The 22,441-nt window shown below is 70.0% G+C and carries 17 protein-coding genes; 11 read left to right on the top strand and 6 right to left on the bottom strand.

All coding sequences use genetic code 11. The features are described from left to right. Positions 1-173 precede the first annotated feature (173 nt). The 3 genes from ACFQ6S_RS00620 (at position 174) to ACFQ6S_RS00610 (ending at position 1,781) form a co-directional block, all read left to right on the top strand. Complete coding sequence (locus ACFQ6S_RS00620) at positions 174-824, top strand: helix-turn-helix domain-containing protein (protein WP_383401321.1); 651 nt, start codon at positions 174-176, stop codon at positions 822-824. A 38-nt stretch (positions 825-862) separates the two neighbouring features. Beyond that, positions 863-1,387 carry a toxin-antitoxin system, toxin component gene (locus tag ACFQ6S_RS00615; protein ID WP_383404242.1) on the top strand — a complete coding sequence of 175 codons (525 nt, stop codon included), beginning with the start codon at positions 863-865 and terminating at the stop codon, positions 1,385-1,387. 163 nt (positions 1,388-1,550) lie between these two features. Beyond that, positions 1,551-1,781 carry a hypothetical protein gene (locus tag ACFQ6S_RS00610; RefSeq protein ID WP_383401319.1) on the top strand — a complete coding sequence of 77 codons (231 nt, stop codon included), beginning with the start codon at positions 1,551-1,553 and terminating at the stop codon, positions 1,779-1,781. Positions 1,782-1,808: 27 nt separating this feature from the next. Here ACFQ6S_RS00610 and ACFQ6S_RS00605 read toward each other — a convergent pair whose 3' ends face one another. Next, a complete protein-coding gene (locus tag ACFQ6S_RS00605; RefSeq protein ID WP_383401316.1) occupies positions 1,809-2,489 on the bottom strand; it encodes a 4'-phosphopantetheinyl transferase in 681 nt (226 codons plus the stop codon). Continuing rightward, positions 2,486-3,346 (bottom strand): metallophosphoesterase family protein, encoded by an 861-nt coding sequence (locus ACFQ6S_RS00600; protein WP_383401313.1) that lies wholly within the window; start codon positions 3,344-3,346, stop codon positions 2,486-2,488. Before ACFQ6S_RS00600 ends, ACFQ6S_RS00605 begins: the two co-directional genes overlap by 4 nt. A 321-nt stretch (positions 3,347-3,667) precedes the next feature. Here ACFQ6S_RS00600 and ACFQ6S_RS00595 point away from each other — a divergent pair, with 321 nt between their 5' ends. Together ACFQ6S_RS00595 and ACFQ6S_RS00590 are read left to right on the top strand one after the other, a co-directional pair. Continuing rightward, positions 3,668-4,801, top strand: a complete 1,134-nt coding sequence (locus tag ACFQ6S_RS00595; RefSeq protein WP_383401311.1) for an ATP-grasp domain-containing protein — start codon at positions 3,668-3,670, stop codon at positions 4,799-4,801. Between the two features lie 127 nt (positions 4,802-4,928). Beyond that, entirely contained in the window at positions 4,929-6,611 is a 1,683-nt protein-coding gene (locus ACFQ6S_RS00590; RefSeq protein WP_383401309.1) for a carbohydrate binding domain-containing protein, read from the top strand. Between the two features lie 175 nt (positions 6,612-6,786). Here ACFQ6S_RS00590 and ACFQ6S_RS00585 read toward each other — a convergent pair whose 3' ends face one another. The 4 genes from ACFQ6S_RS00585 to ACFQ6S_RS00570 all read right to left on the bottom strand — a co-directional run bounded on the left by ACFQ6S_RS00585 (position 6,787) and on the right by ACFQ6S_RS00570 (position 13,274). Then, positions 6,787-8,037, bottom strand: a complete 1,251-nt coding sequence (locus ACFQ6S_RS00585; protein WP_383401306.1) for an alpha-L-fucosidase — start codon at positions 8,035-8,037, stop codon at positions 6,787-6,789. Beyond that, on the bottom strand, positions 8,037-11,084 hold the full coding sequence (locus tag ACFQ6S_RS00580; protein WP_383401303.1) for an alpha-mannosidase: 3,048 nt from the start codon (positions 11,082-11,084) through the stop codon (positions 8,037-8,039). The genes ACFQ6S_RS00585 and ACFQ6S_RS00580 overlap by 1 nt, the downstream gene beginning before the upstream one ends. An 88-nt stretch (positions 11,085-11,172) precedes the next feature. Continuing rightward, entirely contained in the window at positions 11,173-12,513 is a 1,341-nt protein-coding gene (locus tag ACFQ6S_RS00575; RefSeq protein ID WP_383401300.1) for a 6-phospho-beta-glucosidase, read from the bottom strand. Beyond that, positions 12,510-13,274, bottom strand: a complete 765-nt coding sequence (locus tag ACFQ6S_RS00570) for a DeoR/GlpR family DNA-binding transcription regulator (RefSeq protein ID WP_383404240.1) — start codon at positions 13,272-13,274, stop codon at positions 12,510-12,512. The genes ACFQ6S_RS00575 and ACFQ6S_RS00570 overlap by 4 nt, the downstream gene beginning before the upstream one ends. Positions 13,275-13,424: 150 nt before the next feature. Between ACFQ6S_RS00570 and ACFQ6S_RS00565 the strand changes: the two genes are divergently transcribed. Genes ACFQ6S_RS00565 through ACFQ6S_RS00540 form a run of 6 tightly spaced genes read left to right on the top strand, consistent with a single transcriptional unit; the run spans position 13,425 to position 22,421 of the window. After that, complete coding sequence (locus ACFQ6S_RS00565; RefSeq protein WP_383401298.1) at positions 13,425-14,444, top strand: carbohydrate kinase family protein; 1,020 nt, start codon at positions 13,425-13,427, stop codon at positions 14,442-14,444. 57 nt (positions 14,445-14,501) lie between these two features. Further along, positions 14,502-15,788 (top strand): ABC transporter substrate-binding protein, encoded by a 1,287-nt coding sequence (locus tag ACFQ6S_RS00560; RefSeq protein ID WP_383401296.1) that lies wholly within the window; start codon positions 14,502-14,504, stop codon positions 15,786-15,788. After that, positions 15,788-16,744: a carbohydrate ABC transporter permease gene (locus tag ACFQ6S_RS00555; protein ID WP_383401293.1), complete on the top strand. Its 957-nt coding sequence runs from the start codon at positions 15,788-15,790 to the stop codon at positions 16,742-16,744. Before ACFQ6S_RS00560 ends, ACFQ6S_RS00555 begins: the two co-directional genes overlap by 1 nt. Positions 16,745-16,759: 15 nt before the next feature. Beyond that, positions 16,760-17,623, top strand: a complete 864-nt coding sequence (locus tag ACFQ6S_RS00550) for a carbohydrate ABC transporter permease (RefSeq protein WP_383401290.1) — start codon at positions 16,760-16,762, stop codon at positions 17,621-17,623. After that, positions 17,623-20,538, top strand: a complete 2,916-nt coding sequence (locus tag ACFQ6S_RS00545; protein WP_383401288.1) for a glycoside hydrolase family 2 TIM barrel-domain containing protein — start codon at positions 17,623-17,625, stop codon at positions 20,536-20,538. The genes ACFQ6S_RS00550 and ACFQ6S_RS00545 overlap by 1 nt, the downstream gene beginning before the upstream one ends. A 56-nt stretch (positions 20,539-20,594) precedes the next feature. Further along, positions 20,595-22,421, top strand: coding sequence for a LamG-like jellyroll fold domain-containing protein (locus ACFQ6S_RS00540; protein WP_383401285.1), 1,827 nt, complete (start codon positions 20,595-20,597; stop codon positions 22,419-22,421). Positions 22,422-22,441 lie beyond the last annotated feature (20 nt).

Here is a 22,441-nt window from a genome sequence, read left to right as displayed (position 1 = left end):
TGCTGCCCCTGCCCGAGCCGTGTCAACTATCGTGGCATTTGCTGTCTGTTGACGGCTGAAATTGGCCACAGTTGTGGCGAGACCTGGATGTGAGTTCGAACTACCCGGTAATCTCCGTCGAGTTCACGGGAAGGGCTTGTGAGGAGCCTGTGAGAGACGTAGGAGATCTGTCGGTGACGGATGGCTTCGAGAGTCCGGGCGCCACGCCGACGGCAGCGCTGCCGGCCGTCGTCGCCCGCGTCACCGCGCTCGCCGACCGGCTCGGCGTGCCGCACACGGAGGTCTTCGACACCGGCCGCCTGTCCGTAGCGTGCGGCGTCCCCGAGTCCGTGGTCAAGGCGCTGCTGAGCGGCCGCCCCGCCGGCGAGCCCGACGTACAGGCCCGCTTCCTCCAGCGGCTCGACCTCCTGCGCCGCACCCGCCTCAAGCCCAACGGCCGCAAGTGCACCCAGCAGGAGATCGCCGACGGCGCGGGCATGTCACGCCAGCAGGCGGGCGCCCTCATCAACGGCGACCGGCGCCCCACCATGGAGCACTGCGACGCCCTCCAGCGCTTCTTCCGCGTGCACGCCGGATTCCTCACGGCCGAGGACCCCGAGGCGCTCGCGGGCGCCCTCCAGCGCACCGAGCAGGACCTGCTCCAGAAGCTCGCGGAGCGCGAGGCCGCCCAGGCCGCCGAGGACCCGCTGGAGAGACTGCTGCAGGACCACGGCGTGCGCGGCATAGCCTGGCGGGCCGCGCAACTGCCCACCGACCAGCACCGCGACAAGGTCGCGGAGTGGCTGGACATGCTCCTGGAGAGCGTCAAGCGACCCGAGTCGTGATCCGGGGAGAACGGAGATCTGTGGGCATCGGTAGGGAAATGCGCCGCCTGTGCGGCGAGTTGGTCGCGGAGCTGACACTCCCCGCGCCCGCGGCGCCCGAGAAGCTGTACGGCGCGCTGTGCGAAGCGATGGGCAGACGCCGCGGCCGTCCCGTCCACTTCCGTACGGCCGCCTTCCCGCCCGGCACCGCCAGCGGGCTGTGGCTCGACATGGCCGACCAGGACCTCGTGGTGATCGAGGAACGCACCGCGCCGGACCACCAGTTGGTGATCCTCGGCCACGAGCTGTGGCACATGAAGGCCGGTCACTGCACCCACAGCATCGAGGGCGCGAGCGTCGCGGCCCGGCTCCTGTGCGACGACGCCGATCTGCGCTCGACGGTGCTGAAGGTCGCCGCCCGCAGCCGCTTCGACGAGGCGGAGGAGAAGGAGGCCGAGAGCTTCGGTCTGCTGCTGGCCAGCAAGTGCCGTACGTGGCTGGCGGACCCGTCGGTGCGCGGACAGCGGGATCATCTGGCGGGGCGGATCGAGGCGTCCCTGGGCTACCTCGGGCCACAGGGCTGACGCACCGTCGCCGTGAGCGGGCGGACGCCACGTCCGGTACCCCCGCTCGGGCGACGCCGGGAGCGGCGGACGAACCCGATTGTCAGTGGTGGACGGCAAGCTGGTGGTGCGCCCTCATGTGCGGGGCGTGACGCGACGACGCCGACTTGGGGAGAGCCGACCGATGCCCACCGCCGTACTGACCGATCGCGAGCGCACCGCCGTCCAGGCCTATCTGCGGCTGTTGCACACCGTACGAGCCGCGTTCGACGGCCCCCCCGGAAAGGGCCGACCACCCGTGGTGCCGCCCGCCGTCCTCGCCGAGGCGGAACAGGCGCTGGCGGACGCGGGGCTGACGGGCAACGAGGAGGCGTTCTTCCGGCTGCTGACGAGCTGGTGCCCGGCGGAGCCGTAGCGGACCTCGGGGCCGGCCGCGGGTCGCTCAGGGGTGCGGCACGCTCACCGCTGTCGCCACCAGCCCCCGCTGGACCGTCCAGCGGCCCTCGAAGTGGTCGAGCCGGTGCTCGCCGACCCAGGGACCCGGCACCAGGAGCCGGGCGCGGAATCCGCCGCTGTGCAGCTCACCGGGGTCGGCGAAGACGTCGATGTCGGCCTCGGTGAAGTCCAGCCACTTGCCGGTGAGCGGGAACCACGCCTTGTAGACGGACTCCTTGGCGCTGAACAGCAGCCGGTCCCAGTGGATGTCCGGGTGATCGCCGGCCAGCCGGCGCAGCCGGTCCGCCTCCGCGGGCAGTGCGACGGCGGGCAGCACACCCTCCGGGAGCGTCTGGTGGGGTTCGGCGTCGATACCGAGGGAGGCCAGGTCGGCGGCGCGGACCAGCGCGGCGGCGCTGTAGCCGTCGCAGTGGGTCATGCTGCCGACGAGCCCGGCCGGCCAGCCGGGGGCGCCGCGCTCACCGGGCAGGATCGGCTGCGGTGGCACGCCGAGCTTCTCCATGGCACTGCGGGCGCAGGAGCGTACGACGGCGAACTCCCGGCGGCGCTTGCCGACCGCCCGGGCGACGACCGCCTCCTCCTCGGGGTACAGGGCCCCGGCCGGAGGCTCGTCGTCGCCGTACGCCTCGACGGTGACCACCGGGTCCGGCAGCAGTTCCTCGATCAACGCGCCCCGTCCTCCTCGGGCAGAATCCGGCGCAGCCGTCCCGGCGGGTCCGGTCGCTTGCGCCACTCGCGGGGGTATCCCACCGAGACCTCCTCGAAGCGGACGCCCTCGTGCCAGGTGGTCCGCGGGATGTGGAGGTGGCCGTAGACCATGGTCTCGACGCGGAATCTGCGGTGCCAGTCCGCGGTCAGCCGGGTGCCGCACCACATGGCGAACTCGGGATACCAGAGTACGTCCGTCGGGTGCCGGTCCAGGGGGTAGTGGTTGACCAGGACGGTGGGCAGGTCCTCGGGGAGTGCGGCGAGCCGGCGCTCGGTCTCGGCGACCCGGGCCTCGCACCAGGCCTCGCGGGACGGGTAGGGGTCGGGGTGCAGCAGGTACTCGTCGTTGCACACGATCCCGGTCCCGTGCGCGTACTTCAGACCCTCCTCCTTGGTGGTGCAGCCGGAAGGCAGGAAGGAGTAGTCGTACAGCAGGAACAGCGGCGCGACCGCCACCGGGCCGCCGGGGCCGTCCCAGACGGGGTAGGGGTCCTCGGGGGTCGTCACGCCGAGTTCCCGGCACATCTCGACCAGGTGCTCGTATCGGGCGACGCCGCGCAGGGTGACGGAGTCCTTCGGGTGGGTCCACAGCTCGTGGTTGCCGGGTGCCCAGACGACCTTGCGGAAGCGGCCGGCGAGTGTCTTCAGCGCCCAGCCGATGTCGGAGACGGTCTCCGCCACGTCACCGGCGACCAGCAGCCAGTCGTCGTCGGAGCCGGGCCGCATCTTCTCGACGAGGGCGCGGTTCTCCTCGTAGCCGATGTGCAGGTCACTGATGGCCAGCAGCTGTCCGGCACCGCCGGCCGTCGACGTCACCTTTCGCCCCTTCCGTCACACGGAATCTCACCCAGACGATCACACGAACAGGACCACGAGAACACACAGGGTTCCCCCGTTACAAGCCTGGATCGCGTCGTCGCCGGGCGGGGAGTGCCGAGGGGGTACGAGACGGTCAGGAAGGATCCGCAATTCCGTAACACGCACGTTGCACGCGGCACCCCTTGAGACCCGTATGATCGCCGCAACACCACCGCATTGAACGTCCCCTCGCAAGGGGCGATTTGGTGTCCCTCCATTCACCCTGCCCGGGCACGGGCCTGCTTCGCCCTGCCCGCGAACCCGAAAGGACGGCCCTGCATGGTCTCTCGCGTACGCGTCTGGCTCAACCGCACGTACGCGGAGAACGTGTTCTTCATGGATCAGCTGCGACGAAATCCCAGCGATCGGGCCGTGGAGATCCATGCGACGCACGGGGACGCCGACTCACCCGTGCTGGCCGCCGCCGACACCGCCGAGCTGGAGCCGGAGGGCCTGTCCCCGGCCGGGTACGTGGAGTACGCCCTCGCCCAGTGCCGGCGACGAGGCATCGACGTGTTCGTGCCCCGGCTGCACCAGTCGGCGATCGTGGCGCACCGCGCGGACTTCGAGGCGGTGGGTACGGCGCTGCTGGCGCCGCCGCCGGAGGCCGTGGCGGTCTTCCACGACAAGGTGATCGCCTACGAGGCCGTGCAGGCGGTCGGGGTGCCGGTGCCGCCGTGGTGGCGGGTGCGCAACGCCGACGAACTCCTCGCCGCCGTCGAGGAGTTGGAGGAGGCGGGGCACAAGGCCTGCTTCAAGCCGGCGTCCGGTGCGGGCGGGGTGGGCTTCCGGGTCATCACGCGCGCCCCCTTCTCGCTTCTCCACCTCAGCGGGTTCCCGACGCCGTATGTGCAGCTGGATCTGGTGCTGGACGCGTTGCGGCGGACCGACGAGCCGGTGGACTGGCTGGTCATGCCGCGGCTGGAGCAGCCGGAGGTGTCGGTGGACTGCCTCACGGGTCCGGACAACCGGGTGCGGCTGGCGATCGGCCGGATCAAGGACGGCCGGCGTCGCGGGTTCACTCTGCAGGAGCAGTGGCTGGAGCCGGCGCGGCTGATCGCGGAAGGGTTCGGGCTGCACTACCTGTCCAACATCCAGTTCCGGATGTTCGGGGACACGCCGGTGCTGATGGACGTCAACACACGGCCGGCCGGCGGGTTGCACCAGCTGTCGCTGTGCGGGGTCAACGTTCCCTGGCTGGCCGTGAAGTTGGCGCTCGGGGAGGACCCGGGCGAGGTGGTTCCGCCGTTCCTGGGGCAGGACTACACGGTCGTCTCCGGACCGCGGCCCCTGCGGCCGGTGTCCATTCCGCAGCAGCGGGCGGAGGAAACCGAGCCGTTGCTGCCGGCGATGCCCGCACCGGCGCCGGTCGACTCGGTGGGGAGCGCGGCGGCTCAGGCACTGCCGCTCTAGCCCGCGACACCCGGTCTGGACCAATCTCGGCGTGAGAGCTTGACAGCGAGATTGGTCCATACCAACTTGGTCTGCGCACCTCAGCACCTGTGCACTCCCGAACACCCCACTTTCCCAGGGAGATCACGTGCGCAACCAACCCCTCAGACGTCTCAGACGTCGACTTCTCGCCCTGCTCGGCTCCGCCGCTCTCGCCGTGACCGGAGCCGTCGCCCTTCCCGGTACGGCACACGCGGCCAACGTCCTGACCAACCCCGGCTTCGAGTCGGGCGGCCTCTCCCCGTGGTCGTGCACCGGCAACCTCGGCTCAGTCGTCTCCTCCCCCGTGCGCGCGGGGTCCAAGGCCCTTGCGGGGGCGGTGAGTTCGAATGACATCGCCAAGTGCGGCCAGACCGTCACCGTGCGGCCCAACACGACGTACACCCTGAGCGGCTGGGTGCGCGGCTCCTACGTCTACCTCGGGGTGGACGGCGGAGCGTCCACCTGGACGTCGTCGCCCACGGCGTACAGTCAACTGTCCCTGTCCTTCACGACCGGTGCCTCCCAGACCAGCGCGACCGTCTATGTGCACGGCTGGTACGCCCAGGGCACCTACTACGCCGACGACATCGGTCTCGACGGTCCCGGTGGCGGCTCGGACAGCCAGGCGCCCACCGCTCCGGGCAGCCTGCGCTCCACCGGCAAGACCTCGTCCAGCGTGTCACTCGCGTGGAACGCCTCGACGGACAACGTCGGGGTCACCGGGTACGACATCTACAGCGGATCGAACCAGGTGCTGAGCGTCTCCGGTACGAGCGCCACGGTGAGCGGACTCGCGGCGAGCACCTCGTACACCTTCACGGTGAAGGCGCGGGACGCGGCCGGGAACACCTCGCCCGCCTCCAACGCCGTCAGCGTCACCACGGACACGGGCGGCGGTGGCGGTACCGGATTCAAGCAGGCCGCGCCCTATCTGTACCTCGGCTGGGGCGATCCGCCCAGCGCCACCTCCGTGATGAGCGCGACCGGCGTCAAGTGGTACACGATGGCGTTCATCCTGTCCTCCGGCGGCTGCAACCCGGCCTGGGACGGACAGCGTCCGCTGACCGGCGGCAACGACCAGAGCGTCATCAACTCCATCCGTTCCGCGGGCGGTGACATCGTGCCGTCGATCGGCGGCTGGAGCGGCAACAAGCTCGGGCCGAACTGCTCGACGCCGGAGGCGCTGGCGGGTGCGTATCAGCGCGTCATCGACGCATACGGACTGAAGGCGATCGACGTCGACATCGAGAACACCGACGAGTTCGAGAACGCGACCGTGCAGGACCGGATCCTGAGCGCCCTGAAGATCGTCAAGGCGAACAACCCCGGACTGCGGACCGTCCTCACCTTCGGCACCTCGACGACCGGGCCGACCTACTGGGGCAACCGGCTCATCGAGCAGGCCAAGGCACTCAACGCCGGCATCGACGTCTTCACGATCATGCCGTTCGACTTCGGCGGCGGCGCCGACATGTACGGCAACACCGTGAACGCGTCGGAGGGGCTGAAGAACAAGCTGAAGTCCACCTTCGGGTGGGACGACGCCACGGCCTACGCCCACATCGGCATCTCCGGCATGAACGGCCTGTCCGACCAGCAGGAGCTCACCTCGCCCGCGACCTGGACCCAGATCCGCGACTGGGCGAACTCCCACCACATCGCCCGCCTCGCGTTCTGGTCGGTCAACCGCGACCGGCCGTGCCCGGGCGGCGGCGTGACGAGCAACTGCTCCGGGATCAGCCAGAACAACTGGCAGTTCACGTCCATCACGGCCGGGTTCACCGGCTGAGGCAGAACTCTTCTCAGGAAAGGTGTATCAGGGCGCGGACAGCGCGCTCATAAGAGTGAAAGGCAACGGGGGAACCACGGGGGAACGCGCCACCACGGGGGAATCACGGGGGATTCGGGCCGGTCGGCCGCCGTAACGGGGACGGCGGCCGACCGGCCCGAGACGCGTCACGGGGTCAGAAGCGGCCCGCCCCCCGGTACAGCTCCAGTTCCCCGTCCAACTCGACGGCGAGCACGGTGGCGTACGGGTCGAGGTCCGCCCCGGTGGGCGGTTCGATCCAGAGCACCCCGGGTGTCTCGTGCAGGCCACCGGTGATCCGGTGGGCCAGTTCGGTGCCACTGCCGAGCACGGTGACCCGGCGTACCGAGCCGAGCAGTCCGCGTACGTTGATCTCGGCGCGCGGGGCGTCGAAGAGGACCAGGTAGAGGGTGCGGCGGTCCTTGGAGAGGGTGCTAGGGCCGTAGTGGTGGCCGGCCGGCAGACCCCGCACGGTGCCGTACACCGCCTCCGCGTGCCTGGCGATCCAGTCACCCAGTCCCTCCAGGCGCTCGATCTGTTCGGCCGGGATCGTGCCGTCCTCGCGTGGCCCGACGCTCAGCAGCAGGTTGCCACCGCCGCCGATCGTCTCCGTGAAGTAGCGGATCAGCTGGTCGACCGACTTGTGGTTGTGGTCGTGATGCTGATGGCCCCAGGAGTCGTTGATCGTCAGGCACAGCTCCCAGGGGCCCTCGGGCGGGACGACCGGGGCACCTTGTTCCGGTGTGGCGTAGTCGCCCTCGCCGAGCATCCGGGCGTTGAAGACGACGTCCGGCACCTCGGAGCGGATCAGCGCGGCCAGCTCCTGGATCCGCCACTGCTCCGCGCTGCGGTCCCACTCGCCGTCGAACCACATCAGGTCCGGCCGGTAGCGGGAGGTGAGTTCACGGATCTGGCCGTCCCGGTAGGCGAGGAAGCGTTCCCAGGCGTCCAGGTCCTCGAACTCGGCCGCGACCTCCGAGTAACGGTTGTCCTCCAGCTCCGGCGGGCGGCCGGGCTTTCGGGTGGACGCGTAGTCGGGATGGCTCCAGTCGGAATGCGAATAGTAGAGACCGACCTTGAGGCCCTGCTCGCGCAGGGCGTCGGCGTATCCGGCTATCAGGTCACGGCCCACGTTCAGGTCACCGAACGCGGTGTCCCAGAGGGCGACGCCGTCGTGATGGCGGCTGGTCAGGACGGAGTACTTGGCGCCGGCCCGCGCGAAGAGCTTCGCCCAGTCGCGCGGGTCGTAGCGGGAGGCCGTGAAGCGGTCGAACTGGGACATGTACCGGTCGTACGGGACGATGTCGTCGTAGAACGACCAGGACTCCTGGACGCCGTCGACCGCGTAGATGCCCCAGTGGACGAAGATCCCGAGCTTGGCGTCGGTGAACCAGGGCTGCATGGCCATCAGTTCACCTCGGCACGCCGCAGGCGCAGGGTCAGCACCTGGAAGGGGCGCAGCGAGACCGCGACCCCGCCGTCGACCGTGGCTTCCTCCAGCGGCCGCTCCAGCAGGTCGGTGATCTGCGCGCCGGCCAGCGGGAAGCCGGTGTGCAGCACGCCCTGGGCCCGGCCGCCGCGCGACTCGTAGAGCCGGACCACGACATCGCCGGACTGGTCGTCGGCCAGCTTGACCGCCTCCACGGTCACACCGTCACCGGTCACGGAGACGACCGGCTCGGGCGCGCCCGTGGCGTCCGCCACCCGCAGGGGCAGGTTGAGGGCGTAGCCCTCGGCGACGGCGTCCTCGATGCTCGCGCCGGGGAGCAGGGAGTAGGTGAAGCGGTGCATGCCCTGGTCGGCCTCGGGGTCCGGGACGCGCGGGGCACGGACCAGGCTGAGGCTGACCCTGGTCGTCGTACCGCCGTCCTCGCGGACCGTGCGGGTCACGTCGTGGCCGTACGTCGAGTCGTTGATGACGGCGACGCCGTAGCCGGGCTCGGCGATGTGCACCCAGCGGTGGCCGGCGACCTCGAAGCGGGCCGCCTCCCAGCTGGTGTTGGTGTGGGTGGGACGCTGGATGTGGCCGAACTGGATCTCGGCGGAGGAGTGCGGTGCCCGGATGTCCACCGGGAAGCCCGCCTTGAGGATCTTCTCGGCCTCGTGCCAGTCGATCTCGGTCTCGAAGTCGATACGGGGGCTGCCGGCCCGCAGGGTGATCGTCTGGGTGACGCGCGATCCCTTGCCGAAGGCCCGCTCGACCCTGATCGCCCCGATCAGCGGGTCCTGCTCCACGACGGTCACCGCGTCCGCGTCCAGCAGGTCCTTGTAGCGGTTCCGGTAGTGCTTGTCGATGTCCCAGGCGTCCCAGTAGTTGGGCAGGTCGGTGTGCAGGCGCAGCAGGTTGCCCTGCTCGGCGAGGACTTCGCGGTTCGCCCGGAGGTCGAGCACGGACGCCAGGGTGCCGTCCTCGGCGATCTCGACCCGGACCAGGCCGTTGTCGAGGACACGGCCGGTGACGGACACGGGCTGCGCGGGCTCGGTCGAGGCCAGTGGCGCGCTGCCGCTCGCGGGCACCGTGACGTACGCCGGTGCGCCCTCGGCCGTGCGGACCACCTCGGCGCGCTCGAACGGGCTCGTGTTGAAGACCCGGGCCTCTCCCCCGCCCAGCGCCGCGACCGCCTCGGCCGTCAGCGCTTCCAACTCTTCTGCCACGCGCGCGTATTCGGCCTCCGCCTCGCGGTGCACCCAGGCGATCGACGAACCCGGCAGGATGTCGTGGAACTGGTGCAGCAGGACCGTCTTCCAGAGCCGGTCCAGCTTCTCGTACGGGTAGCTGTAGCCCGGCGCGTGCAGCGCGGCTGTCGTCGCCCACAGCTCGGCCTCGCGCAGCTTGTGTTCGCTGCGCCGGTTGCCCTGCTTGGTGCGGGCCTGCGAGGTGTAGGTGGCGCGGTGCAGCTCCAGATAGAGCTCGCCGTTCCAGACCGGGGCGTCCTCGTACTCCGCGCGGGCCTTGGCGAAGAACTCGTCCGGGTGCTCGACGACGACCTTGGGCGAGCCCTCCAGGTCGGCGAGCCGGCGCGCTCGCTCCATGATCTCGCGGGTGGGGCCGCCACCGCCGTCGCCCCAGCCGAAGGGCGCGAGGGAGCGCGTACCGCCGCCCTTCTCCTGGTAGTTGCGGACCGCGCGGTCCATCTCCTCGCCGCTGAAGCGGGCGTTGTAGGTGTCGACCGGCGGGAAGTGGGTGAAGATGCGGGTGCCGTCGATGCCCTCCCACCAGAAGGTGTGGTGGGGGAACTTGTTGGTCTGGTTCCAGGAGATCTTCTGGGTCAGGAACCACTCGTTGCCGGCGAGCTTGGCGAGCTGCGGGTAGGCGGCGGTGTATCCGAAGGAGTCCGGCAGCCAGACGCCCTTGGTCTCGACGCCGAAGTGCTCGATGAAGAACCGCTTGCCGTGGATCAGCTGGCGGGCGATGGCCTCACCGCCGGGCAGGTTGCCGTCGGCCTCGACCCACATGCCGCCGACCGGCGCCCACTGGCCCTTCTTCACCGACTCCTGGATGCGGGCCCACACATGCGGGTAGTTGTCGCGCACCCACTCGTACTGCTGGGCCTGCGAGCAGGCGAAGATGAAGTCCTCGTACTCGTCGGCCAGGGACGTGACGTTGGAGAAGGTGCGGGACGTCTTGCGCTTGGTCTCGCGGATGGGCCACAGCCAGGCGGAGTCGATGTGGGCGTGGCCGACGCCGGAGATCGTGTGGGCGCTGGCGTGCGCGGGGCGGGCGAGGACGGGCGCGAGCACCTCTCGTACGGCCGCCGCGCTGCCGGAGATCTCGTCCAGGTCGAGGACGTCCATGGCCCGGTCCAGGGCGTGCATGATCTCGTGCCGGCGGGGCTCGTGTTCGCCAAGGTGGACCATGAGTTCGCTCAGCACCTGCAGGTCCAGGTCGAGGTGCCAGACCTCCTCGTCCAGGACGGCGATGTCGGCGCGCTGGAAGGTGTAAAGCGGCTTGTCGCCCGCGGTCAGGACGTCGCCGAGCGGGGTCGGGGCCGCGAAGTCGTTGGCCAGGATGTCGGGGTTGGAGGCGGCCTCGACGAGGTAGTCGATCTCCTCGCCGCCCGCGACCGGGTTGCCGATCGGCACGTACTGGTTCAGCGGGTTGACTGCCTTCAGCGGCCGGCCGTCGGCCAGGTGGACCAGGGCCTCGGCCTGGTTGCCGGGCCAGTCCCCCACGAAGCCGAGGTCGATGACCGCCTCGACCCGTCGTCCGGCCCACTCGGCGGGCACCTGTCCGCGCATCCGGAACCAGGTGGTGCCCCAGGGCGGGCCCCACGGGGTGTCCATCGCGAAGGGCTGGTACCGGGCGGCCGCGGCCTCCTCGAAGGAGACCGGCTCGCCCGGCGCCTGCCAGGCCTCGACCTCGAAGGGGACGGTGGCCGCGTAGATCGCGGGCTTGATGCGCTGGTTGTGGACGCGCTGGACGCGTTCCTCGATCCGGCGGCGTTCGTCGTGCATCAGGGTCTCCAGGGAGGGAGAGAACGGAGATGGGAAACGAGGGGACAGCGAGACCAGAAGGCGCTGGAAGCGCTTTCTGGGGCGGGCGCTACTTAAGGTACGCGAGGCCGGGATGGACCCCGGTGTAGCCCTCGACCAGCCTGCGGGCGACGCCCACCGAGTCGACCAGCGGGTGCAGCGCGAAGGCCTTCACCGCCGTGGTGCGCGAACCGGACTCGGCGGCGGCCAGCACCTCCCGCTCGACCGCCTTCACCGAGCAGACGAGGCCGGTGGCGTGGTCGGGCAGCGGGGTGACGGCGACCGGGTGGGCGCCGTTGGCGTCGACGAGGCAGGGCACCTCGATGACGGCCTCGGAGTCGAGCACGGAGAGGGTGTTCTGGTTGCGGACGTTGAGGATCAGGGTCGTGCGCTCGTCACGGGCGATGGCCCGCATCAGTGCGAGCGCCACCTTCTCGTAGCCGCCCGAGAGGTCGTCCGCGTCCCGCTCTCCGGCGCCGGCGGTCTCCCGGTTCTCGGCCATGTAGGTGGCCTCGCGCTCGGCGCGGGTGCGGTCCCAGATCTGCAGGGCGGAGGCATCGGGGTCGCGCACCTGCTCGTAGAAGCCGGCCTGCTGGTCGCGCAGGAAGGCCCCGCGGGTCTTGTCGGCCTCCTGGTAGGCCCGGACGGCCTCGCGGTTGAAGTAGTAGTAGTGCAGGTATTCGTTCGGGATGGCGCCGAGCGAGCGGAGCCAGTCGACGCCGAAGAGCTTGCCCTCCTCGAAGGAGCCGAGCAGGTCGGGGTCGGCGAGCAGACGCGGGAGTTCGTCGCGGCCGGCGACGCGCAGGCCGCGCACCCAGCCGAGGTGGTTGAGGCCGACGTAGTCGATCCACGCCTCAGCGGGGTTCTTCACGCCCAGCACGCGGGCGATACGGCGGCCGAGGCCGACCGGTGAGTCGCAGATGCCGATGACGCGGTCGCCGAGGTGGCGGGACATGGCCTCGGTGACCAGTCCGGCGGGGTTGGTGAAGTTGATGACCCAGGCGTCCGGCGCGAGACGGGCCACCCGCTGGGCGATGTCGACGGCGACCGGGACCGTGCGCAGGCCGTAGGCGATGCCGCCCGCGCCGACCGTCTCCTGGCCGAGGACGCCCTCGGCGAGCGCGACCCGCTCGTCGTTCGCCCGGCCTTCGAGGCCGCCGACGCGGATCGCGGAGAAGACGAAGTCGGCGCCCCGCAGGGCCTCGTCGAGGTCGGTGGTGGCGGTCACCTCGGGTGCGTCGGGCACGCCGGCCGCCTGCTCGGCGAGGACGCGGGTGACGGCGTTCAGCCGGCCGGCGTCCAGGTCGTGCAGCACGACATGGGTGACCCGGCCCTCGGCGCGGTCCGTCAGGAGCGCCCCGTACACGAGTGGCACACGGAAACCTCCGCCGCCGAGAATCGTCAGCTTCACGTCTGCACCTTTCCCGCCACGACGACCTCGACGCCTGCCTCCTGCAAAGAGGCCCTCGTCACCGTGTCGACCGGCGCGTTCGTCACCACCACGTCCAGGTCCTCGGGACCGCACACCTTCGCCATCCCGTGCCCGGGGAACTTCGCCGCGTCGGCGAGCAGGACGACCTTGTCGCTCGACTTGATCATGGCCCGCTTGACCGGCACCTCGACGACCGTCGTGTCCATCACCTGGCCGCCCGGCCGCACTCCACTGGTGCCCAGGAACAGCCAGTCGGCATGCAGCTGGCGCAGATTGTCCTCGGTGAGGAAGCCGACCAGGGAGCGGTACTCACGGCGGACCATGCCGCCGAGCAGCACCAGCTCGATGCCCTCGTCGTCGGCGAGTTCCTCGTAGACCACGAGGTTGCTGGTGATCACGGTGAGCCGGCGGCCGTGCAGCTGGCGGGCCAGCCTGAAGGCGGTGGTGCCGATGTCGAGCAGCACGGACTGACCGTCCTCGACCATCGAGGCGGCGTGCGCGGCTATGGCGTCCTTCTCGGCCACGCGCACCCCGGCGACCTCGGCGAAGGGCTGGTCGCCCTCGTCCGCGACCGCACCGCCGTGCACCCGCGTGAGCAGGCCGTCGTCCTCGAGTTTGAGCAGGTCACGCCTGATCGTGGCGGGGCTCACACCCAGCTGCTCGGAGAGATCGGTCACGGCCGCGGGGCCGCCTGAGCGCAGGGCCCGCAGGATGAGTTGGTGTCGTCGTTCTGCCAGCACGGCGTGAACACTACTCGTCATCTTCAATCATCGCCATGCTCATTTCTGCTCGGGTATTGACCAATCCCTCGGAGCGGCGCACGATTCCGGTCACCAAATGAAGAGTTTTGACGAGCTCTCCGAGCGGGTCCCGAACGAGAGGACGATTCCGTGGACGATGACCGGCCCGATGTGCTGCTGACCGGGCTGCTCTTCTACGACCTCGTTCTCACGGGGCTCGGGAAGCCGCCGACACCGGGCGAGGAGATCTGGACCGGCGGCATGGGCTGCGGTCCGGGCGGCATCGCCAACCTGGCGGTGGCCGCCTCCCGCTTCGGCCTGAGAACCTCACTGGCCACGGTGTTCGGCGACGACCTCTACGGCGAGTACTGCCGGGACATCCTGTGCGACCAGGAGGACATCGACCTCTCGCTCTCCCGCACCGCGGACGGCTGGCCCACCCCGGTCACCGTCTCCCTCGCCTACGGCCACGACCGGGCGCTCGTCACCCACGGCCAGGAACCCCCGTACTCGCAGGACGTGCTGATGGGCGACCCGCCCGAGGCGCGCACCGCCCTCGTGCACATCGAGGCCGAACCCTGCGAGTGGCTGGCCAAGGCAGCCGCGAACGGCACCCACATCTACGCCGACGTCGGCTGGGACCCCACCCAGCAGTGGTCGACCGACCTGCTCGACCAGCTCGCCCTGTGCCATGCCTTCCTCCCCAACGAGACCGAGGCCATGGCGTACACCCGCACCGACAGCGCGGTCGCGGCGCTCGGCACGCTCAGCGAGCTGGTGCCGGTGGCCGTGGTGACGCGCGGCGGCGACGGCGCCGTCGCCGTCGACCAGACGACCGGCGAGTACGCGGACGTGCCCGCCCTCGACATCGACGTCCTCGACGCGACGGGCGCCGGGGACGTGTTCGGGGCGAGCTTCGTCGCGGCCTCGCTCGGCGGCTGGCCCCTGGAGGAACGGCTGAGGTTCGCCGTACTCGCCGCCGGGCTGTCGGTCCGGCACCACGGCGGAGCCCTCGCGGCCCCCGGCTGGTACGGCGTCGACCGCTGGTGGCGCTCCCTGACCGACCCCGGACTGAAGCGGGCGTACGGCTTCCTGGCGGACCGGCTCCCGGACGATCCCGGGCCGCCCGTCGCGTACGCCCCCGTCACCCCTCCCGCACGGCAGAACTGACTTCCCCCCACGCCCCTCATGCGAAGTCCCGAAAAGATCCGAAAGGCGGTGGGAGCTGTGCGGCTCTCACGAAGAGGCCTGCTCCGCGCAGGCCTGGCCGGTACGGCCGCCACGGCGCTCGGCGGCCTGGCGTCCGGCTGTGCCGTTCCGACCGGCTCGACCGGCCGGAACATGGTCCTGTGGTACTGGGACGGCGGCCTCGGTGACACCGCCGTCGACAAGGCCAAGGCCCGCTACGCGAGCAGCGTGGACCTCCAGGCCATCAAGATCGGCGGCTACTACCGGTCCAAGCTGATCACCACGATGGCCGGCAACGCCCACGTCCCCGACATAGCCGGCCTCAAGGGCGAGGACATGGCGTCCTACCTGCCCAACGCGGACCAGTTCGTGGACCTCAGGACACTGGGCGCGGACAAGTACCGGAGCCAGTACCTGGACTGGAAGTGGGACCAGGGCATCGCCGACGACGGCACGATGATCGGCTTCCCGATCGACTGCGGCCCGGTCGCGCACTTCTTCCAGTACGAGGTGTTCCGCAAGGCGGGACTGCCGTACGAGCCCGCCGACGTCTCCAGGGAGCTGAACACCTGGGAGAAGTTCTTCGCGGCCGGCGAGCGGCTCAAGCAGCGGATCCCCGGCACCTCGATGCTCACCGACGTCAACAGCGTCTTCGAGAACGTCGTGCAGCAGGGCAGCAAGCGGTACGTCGACAAGGACCGGCACTTCATCGGCGACCAGGAGCACGTACGGAACGCCTGGGCGCTCGCTGTGGAGGCCAAGCGGCGCGGGATCGTCTCCAACCTCGTGACCGGCACCCCGGACCAGATCTCCGCGGTCGACAGCGGCAAGCTCCCCAGTCAGCTCGGCGCCTCCTGGGCGACGTACGACATCAAGAACGGCAACCCGAAGACCAAGGGCAAGTGGCGGATCGCCGACATGCCGGTGCGGCCCTCCAACAACGGCGGTTCGTTCCTGTCGATCACCAAGGCGTGCCGGGAGCCCGAGCGGGCCTTCGAGATCATCGTGTGGATGCTGAACGCGTCCAACCAGGCCTCCGGTTACGTCGACGCGGGCCTGTTCCCCTCGACGCCCGCCGCGTACGACCTGAAGCAGCTGCGCGAACCCGACCCCTTCTTCGGGGGCCAGGTGACGACGGACGTCTTCGGGCCCGCCGCGCAGAAGATCGTGGTCGCCTACAACAGCCCGTTCGACGTGGCGCTCGGGCAGCCGATCAAGGACGAGATCAAGAACGTCGGCGTCCTCGGCAAGGACCCGAAGAAGGCCTGGAGTGACGCCATGGGCAAGTGCCGGCGGATCGCGAAGCACCTGGGGGTGAGCTACTGATGGCCACCGCGTTGGAAAAGCCGCCCGTCATCACGGAGCAGGCGTCGGCAGCCGGGCCCCGCTCGGGTTTCCGTAAGTACTGGCACCTCTACGCCGCGATCTCCCCGTTCTACCTCCTCTTCCTCGCCTTCGGCCTGATCCCCGTCGGCTTCTCGCTCTACCTCTCCTTCCACCGCTGGGACGGCCTCGGCTCGATGGAGTGGGCGGGCCTCTCGCAGTACCAGTACCTGCTGAGCGACAGCGACTTCTGGAGCTCGATCGGGACCACGCTGATCATCTGGGCGCTGGCCACCTTCCCCATGATCTTCCTGGCGATGATCACGGCCGTGATGCTCAACTCGGCGGTGCGCTTCAAGAACGTCTACCGCTTCGCGTACTTCCTGCCGAACGTCACCTCGGTCGTCGCCATCGCCATCGTCTTCGGCTCGGTCTTCTCCACCAACTTCGGACTGATGAACGCCCTGTTGCAGGCCGTGGGGCTGGACCAGGTGGCGTGGCTGAACACCCCGTGGGGCATCAAGGTCGCCATCGCGACGCTGATGACCTGGCAGTGGACCGGTTACAACGCGATCATCTTCCTCGCGGGCCTGCAGACGGTCCCGAGCGAGCTGTACGAAGCGGCGCGGGTGGACGGCGCCGGTCCCGTGCAGACGTTCTTCCGGATCACGCTGCCGATGCTGCGGCCGACGCTGCTGTTCGTGCTGGTGGTCTCGACAGTCACCGGACTGCAGAGCTTCACCGAGGCGCAGGTGCTGCTGCAGAACACCTCGAACGACTCGACGTTCTCCGGCGGCCCGGACCACGCGGGCCGAACGATGGTCCTCTACTTCTTCCAGCAGACCTTCGACAACAACGACTTCGGCTACGGCGCCGCCGTGGCGTGGGGGATCTTCCTCGTCGTCGTCATCTTCTCGATCATCAACTGGCGCTTGGTGCAGCGCCGGGGCGAAGACTAGGGAGGCCTGACCACCATGGCATCCATTCAGGGAACACGGCGACCGAAGGCCATTCGGGGAACCCGCAGCCGGGGCATCGCGCTGCACGCCGTACTCGTCATCGGACTGCTGCTGTCGGCCTTCCCGTTCTACTGGGCCGTCATCATGTCGACGCACACGTCGACCGAGATCTTCTCCTACCCGCCGAAGCTGCTGCCCGGCTCGCACTTCCTGCAGAACGCCCGCAGCCTCTTCGACAACATCGACTTCTTCGGCTCGATGCTCAACTCGCTGCTGGTGGCAGTGGCCGTGACCTTCCTCGTCCTGCTCTTCGACTCGCTGGCCGCGTTCGTCTTCGCGAAGTTCGACTTCCCCGGCCGCAGACTGCTCTTCACCCTGCTGATGATCATCTTCATGGTCCCGACGCAGCTCGCGATCATCCCGCAGTTCGTGATGATGGCGAACATCGGCTGGATAGGCTCGATGACGGCGCTGATCGTGCCGGCGGCAGCGAACGCCTTCGGCATCTTCTGGATGCGCCAGTACATGAAGAGCGCCATCCACGACGAACTGCTGGACGCCTCGAAGATCGACGGCGCGAACTTCCTGCGCCAGTACTGGCACGTGGCCCTCCCGGTCGTCCGGCCGGGCCTGGCCTTCCTCGGCATCTTCACCTTCATGGCCCAGTGGAACGACTACGCCTGGCCCCTGATCGCCCTCACCAACCCGGACAACGTCACCCTCCAGGTCGCGCTGTCCCAGCTCAACGGCGTCCACGGCACCACGGACTACGGCATGGTGATGACCGGCGCGCTGCTCGCCCTGATCCCCCTGCTCATCGTCTTCGCCATCGGCGCCAAGCAGATCATCGGCGACCTCGGCAAGGGAGCCATCCGCTGATGGACCCGCTGCTGGGGCTCCGTCCCTGGGAGGCACCCGAGGTGACCTCCTGGGGGCGACTGCCCATGAACGCCGTCGACCGGCGCCGCGGAGCACTCCCCCTCGACGGCGACTGGCGCTTCCAGCTGCTGCCGGCTCCGGACGCGCCGGTCGGCGGTGCCTGGTCCTCGTCGTATGTCCCGGGCGTCTGGACCATGCAGGGCACGGACGACCTGCCGCAGTACACCAACGTCCGCATGCCGTTCTCCGAGTTCCCGCCCCACTCCCCCGCCGCCAACCCGACGGGGGTGTACGAGCGTGAGGTGGACGTCCCCGCCGAGTGGGCCGGGCGCCGGATCGTGCTCCAGATCGGGGCGGCCGAGAGCGTGCTGCTGGTGCACGTGGACGGGCGGCCCGTCGGCATCTCCAAGGACTCGCACCTGGCCGCCGAGTTCGACCTGACGGGACTGGTGCGCCCCGGCGAACGGGCCACCGTACGGCTGACCGTCGTGAAGTGGTCCGACGCCTCGCACATCGAGGACCAGGACCAGTGGTGGCACGGCGGCATCACCCGCTCGGTGCTGCTGTACGCGACGGACCCGCTGTATCTCGCGGACGTGAGCGTGCGGGCTGCCTTCAGCGGGGAGCTGCGGGTGGACTGCCGGGTGCGGGACGCTCGCGGCGCGCTCCCCGCGGGGTGGTACGTCAGCGGGGAGCTGGAGGGTCAACTCCTCTTGCAGGATCGAGAGTTCGACCGCTTCAATGCCGAGGACGAGCGCGTCTCCGACTTCCTCGGCGAGGCACGGATGGGGACGACCGTCGAGGAGGTGCGCACCTGGAACGCGGAGACGCCCGAGCTCTACGACCTGACCGTCCGCCTGCACCGCGCCGACGGCACGGTCGCCGACACCTCCCGCCACCGGATCGGCTTCCGGGACGTCGAGATCGTCGGCCGGGACCTGCTCGTCAACGGGGAGCGGGTGTTCATCCGGGGCGTCAACCGGCACGACTTCAACCCGCTGACCGGGCGGACGGTCTCGTACGACGACTTGCGCGCCGATCTCGTCCTGCTCAAGCGCTTCGGCTTCAACGCGATCCGCACCTCCCACTACCCGGGCGACCCGGCGCTGTACGACCTCGCGGACGAGCTCGGCTTCTACGTGGTCGACGAGGCGGACATCGAGTCGCACGACCACGCCCACGAGATCGCCGACGACCCGCGCTACCTGAACGCCTTCGTGGACCGCGTCTCGCGCATGGTGCTGCGCGACAAGAACCATCCGTCGGTGATCATCTGGTCGCTGGGCAACGAGTCCGACTACGGCGCCAACCACGACGCGGCGGCCGGCTGGGTGCGACGGCACGACCCGACGCGGCCGATCCAGTACGAGGGGGCGGCCAAGCTCGACTGGGCGGCGACGGACGACGCCTCCGACATCGCCTGCCCCATGTACGCGCCCGTCGAGGACTGTGTCGCCCACGCGCTCTCCGGCGAGCAGACCAGGCCGCTCATCCAGTGCGAGTACTCGCACGCCATGGGCAACAGCAACGGCACGCTGGCGGACCACTGGGCTGCCATCGAGGCCACCCCGGGTCTTCAGGGCGGGTTCATCTGGGAGTTCTGGGACCACGGAATTCTGCAACACGTGAGCGATGGCAGACCTGCCGGGCGCGCGGGCGCCGGGCTCTTCGACAACGGTGTCGCCGCGCCCGGGTATCGCTGGGCGTACGGCGGCGACTTCGGGGAGACGATCCACGACGGCGCCTTCATCGCCGACGGCGTGGTCTTCCCCGACCGCACGCCCAAGCCCGCGATGTACGAGCACCGGGAGATCGCGGCGCCCGTACGCATCGAGTGCTACAAGCACGAGGGCATCGTGCTCGGCAACCACCAGCACTTCCGCGGCCTTGACTGGCTGGCCGGCGAGTGGCGGCTGGACCTCGCCGACGGCACCACCCTGACCGGACCGGCCGAACTGCCGAGCCTGTGCCCCGGCGAGACGGCCGCCGTACCGCTGCCCTTCGCGGTGCCGCACGACGGCGGCGAGGCGTGGCTGACGCTGCGGGTGACGGTGGCCGAGGACCAGCCGTGGGCACCGCGCGGCACCGAGGTGTGCCTGCCGCAGATCAGGCTGCGCGGGCCGGCCGCCGTGGAGGACGCTCAGGTGCCCCGGCAGGTCGAGGTGGACGGCGAGGGTCTCCTCGTCCATCCGCTGCTGACGGCCGCGCCGACACTCTCGCTGTGGCGGGCGCCCACCGACAACGACGAGCTCGGCGGCATGGCGCGGCGCTGGCGGAGCTGGGGACTCGACGCGCTGGTACGCAAGGTCGTGTCGGTGCGCGAGGACGGCGGCCGCGTGACCGTGGAGACCGAGTACGCGGGCACGACCGGTGTCGTACGGCACCGGCAGGTGCTGACGCCCGTCGAGGGCGGCGTCCGGATCGAGGAGGAGGCCGAGCTCCCGGAGGCGTTCGACGACGTGGCCCGGGTGGGCACGGTCCTCGAGACGGTCGCCGGACTCGACCTGCTGGAGTGGTTCGGGCAGGGCCCGTGGGAGTCGTATCCCGACCGCAGCGCGGGTGCGCCCGTCGGTCATCACTCCGTCCCCGTCGACGAGTTGTTCACCCCTTACCTGCGGCCGCAGGAGAGCGGCGGCCGGCACGGCGTACGGCGGTTCACGCTGTCGGCGCCGGACGCCACCGGGCTCTCCGTCGCCCTGGACGAGCCGCGTCAGATCTCGGTGACCCGTTACCGGGCCGAGGACCTCGCGGCCACCGAACACCACGACGAGCTGGTCCCGCGGCCCGGCTGCGTGGTGCACATCGACGCCGCGCACCGGGGCCTGGGCACCGCCTCCTGCGGGCCCGACACCTCGCCCCCCTATCTCGTCGCACCGGGCATCCATCGCTGGAGCTGGACCCTGCGCGTTCTCTGAACCCCCCACGCCCTTCACCGTCACCTTTTCTCACGGATCTTCCTTACGGAGCACACGTGTGTACTTCGCATGACCAGGAACAGGGCGAGGCCGCGCAGGCCGGTGCCGGAAGACGCGGATTCCTGCGTGCCACGGCGCTGCTCGGCGCCGCGGCAACGGCGGGGGTCGCACTGCCGGCCACCGCCGAGGCCGTCACCGAGAGCCGCTGGCGCCCGGACACCGAGAGCGGCCGCTTCACGCTGGCCGTGATGCCCGACACCCAGTACCTCTTCGACGGGCCGAGCATCAACCCGGCGCCCATCGAGGCGTCCCTGCGCTACCTGCTGGAGCACGGCCGGGACAAGAACATCGTCTTCCTCTCCCACCTCGGCGACCTCACCGAGAACGGCGCGAAGGAAGAGTGCGCCGCGATCGGCAAGGCGTTCGAGCTGCTCGACCGGCGGGGCGTCGGTTACAGCGTCCTCGCCGGCAACCACGACGTGAAGTCGTCCACCGACGACCAGCGCGGCTCGACGCCGTACCTGGACACGTTCGGACCGCGGCGCTTCCAGGGCAAGTCCACCTTCGGCGGCGCCTCTTCCGACGGCTACAACACCTACCACCTCTTCAAGGCGGCCGGCCGCGAGTGGATGGTGCTTGCGCTGGACTGGCGGCTGTCGGCGAAGGGCTACGCCTGGGCGAAGGACGTCCTCGCTCGGCATCCGAAGACGCCCGTCATCCTCACCACACATGAACTGGTCGTCGACGACGACACGTTGTCGTCCTACGGTCAGCAGCTGTGGGACCAGCTGATCAAGGACCACGACCAGATCTTCCTCACCCTCAACGGCCACTACTGGCCGGCGGGCCGCGCCGTCCGCGAGAACGCGGCGGGCAACGACGTCCACCTGCACCTGACGAACTACCAGAACCGCTATTTCGGCGGCGCGGCGATGATCCGCCTCTACCACTTCGACCTGGACCGTAACGTCATCGACGTCGAGACGGTCTCCCCGTGGATCCTGGGCCGGGCCGCGAAGGGCCTCAACGAGCTGGAGCGGCAGGAGATCGAACTCAGCGGCGACACCGACCGGTTCTCGGTCGGCATCGACTTCGCCGACCGCTTCTCCGGTTTCGCCCCGGTGCCGGCCCGCCCGGCGCGCCCCGCGTCGAGGATGCTGATCCGAGGCACGGCCGCCTACTGGCGCTTCGACTCCCCCGTCTCCGGCACCGTCCGCGACCTGTCCGGCCGCGGCAACGACCTCACCGTGGTCTCCGTGGGCGGCGGCAGGCTCGGCTGGTCGGACGACCACCACCCCGACCAGCCCGGACACGGCAGCCTGGAGTTCCAGGGCTTCAAGTCCCCGCTGCGGGGCGCGTATCTGCGCACGGTCGACGGCGCCCCGCTCAACTCGGCGACCTTCAGAAGCGGTTACACCATTGAGGCCTTCTACCGGCTCCCCGCCGACTGGGACGCCTCGCACAACGCCTGGGGCGGCCTGATCAGCCGTACCGGCACGGGCGGCGCCGCCGGCAAGACGGAGGGCGACCCCGACGAGCCGCTCGCCACGCTGTCCCTCTCCGACGGGCCCGGCCCGCAGTGGGCGGTCCGGCCGCTCAACCAGCAGGGAATCGCCACCAACTGGGGCGACGAGACGGCGCGGGAGACGTGGTGGCACGTCGCCGTCGTCAACGACGGCCGGCACACCACGATGTACGTCCAGGGCTCCCCCGTGGCCCGCAACCCGCACGCCACCGCGATCGGCCTCACCTCGGTCGGCCTGCCGTGGCTGCTCGGCGGCTACGAGTACGGCGGCCGGATCGACCAGATCATGTACGGCCGCCTCGGCGACGTCCGTGTCGTCGAACGGGCGCTGCCCGTCACCTCCTTCATGACTCACTGACCCCCCTGCCGAGGATCACC

Source organism: Streptomyces sp. NPDC056479 (genome assembly GCF_042795335.1).
Classification (GTDB): Bacteria; Actinomycetota; Actinomycetes; order Streptomycetales; family Streptomycetaceae; genus Streptomyces.
Note: the sequence above shows the minus strand (reverse complement) of the source record. Positions and strands in the feature narration are given on the sequence as shown.

What these genes read in the sequence shown, in the direction of transcription:
- ACFQ6S_RS00615 (WP_383404242.1), top strand. Translation starts at nt 863, where the DNA reads ATGCGCCGCCTGTGCGGCGAGTTGGTCGCGGAGCTGACACTCCCCGCG.
- ACFQ6S_RS00610 (WP_383401319.1), top strand. Translation starts at nt 1,551, where the DNA reads ATGCCCACCGCCGTACTGACCGATCGCGAGCGCACCGCCGTCCAGGCC.
- ACFQ6S_RS00595 (WP_383401311.1), top strand. Translation starts at nt 3,668, where the DNA reads ATGGTCTCTCGCGTACGCGTCTGGCTCAACCGCACGTACGCGGAGAAC.
- ACFQ6S_RS00585 (WP_383401306.1), bottom strand. Translation starts at nt 8,037, where the DNA reads ATGGCCATGCAGCCCTGGTTCACCGACGCCAAGCTCGGGATCTTCGTC.
- ACFQ6S_RS00580 (WP_383401303.1), bottom strand. Translation starts at nt 11,084, where the DNA reads ATGCACGACGAACGCCGCCGGATCGAGGAACGCGTCCAGCGCGTCCAC.
- ACFQ6S_RS00555 (WP_383401293.1), top strand. Translation starts at nt 15,788, where the DNA reads ATGGCCACCGCGTTGGAAAAGCCGCCCGTCATCACGGAGCAGGCGTCG.
- ACFQ6S_RS00550 (WP_383401290.1), top strand. Translation starts at nt 16,760, where the DNA reads ATGGCATCCATTCAGGGAACACGGCGACCGAAGGCCATTCGGGGAACC.
- ACFQ6S_RS00545 (WP_383401288.1), top strand. Translation starts at nt 17,623, where the DNA reads ATGGACCCGCTGCTGGGGCTCCGTCCCTGGGAGGCACCCGAGGTGACC.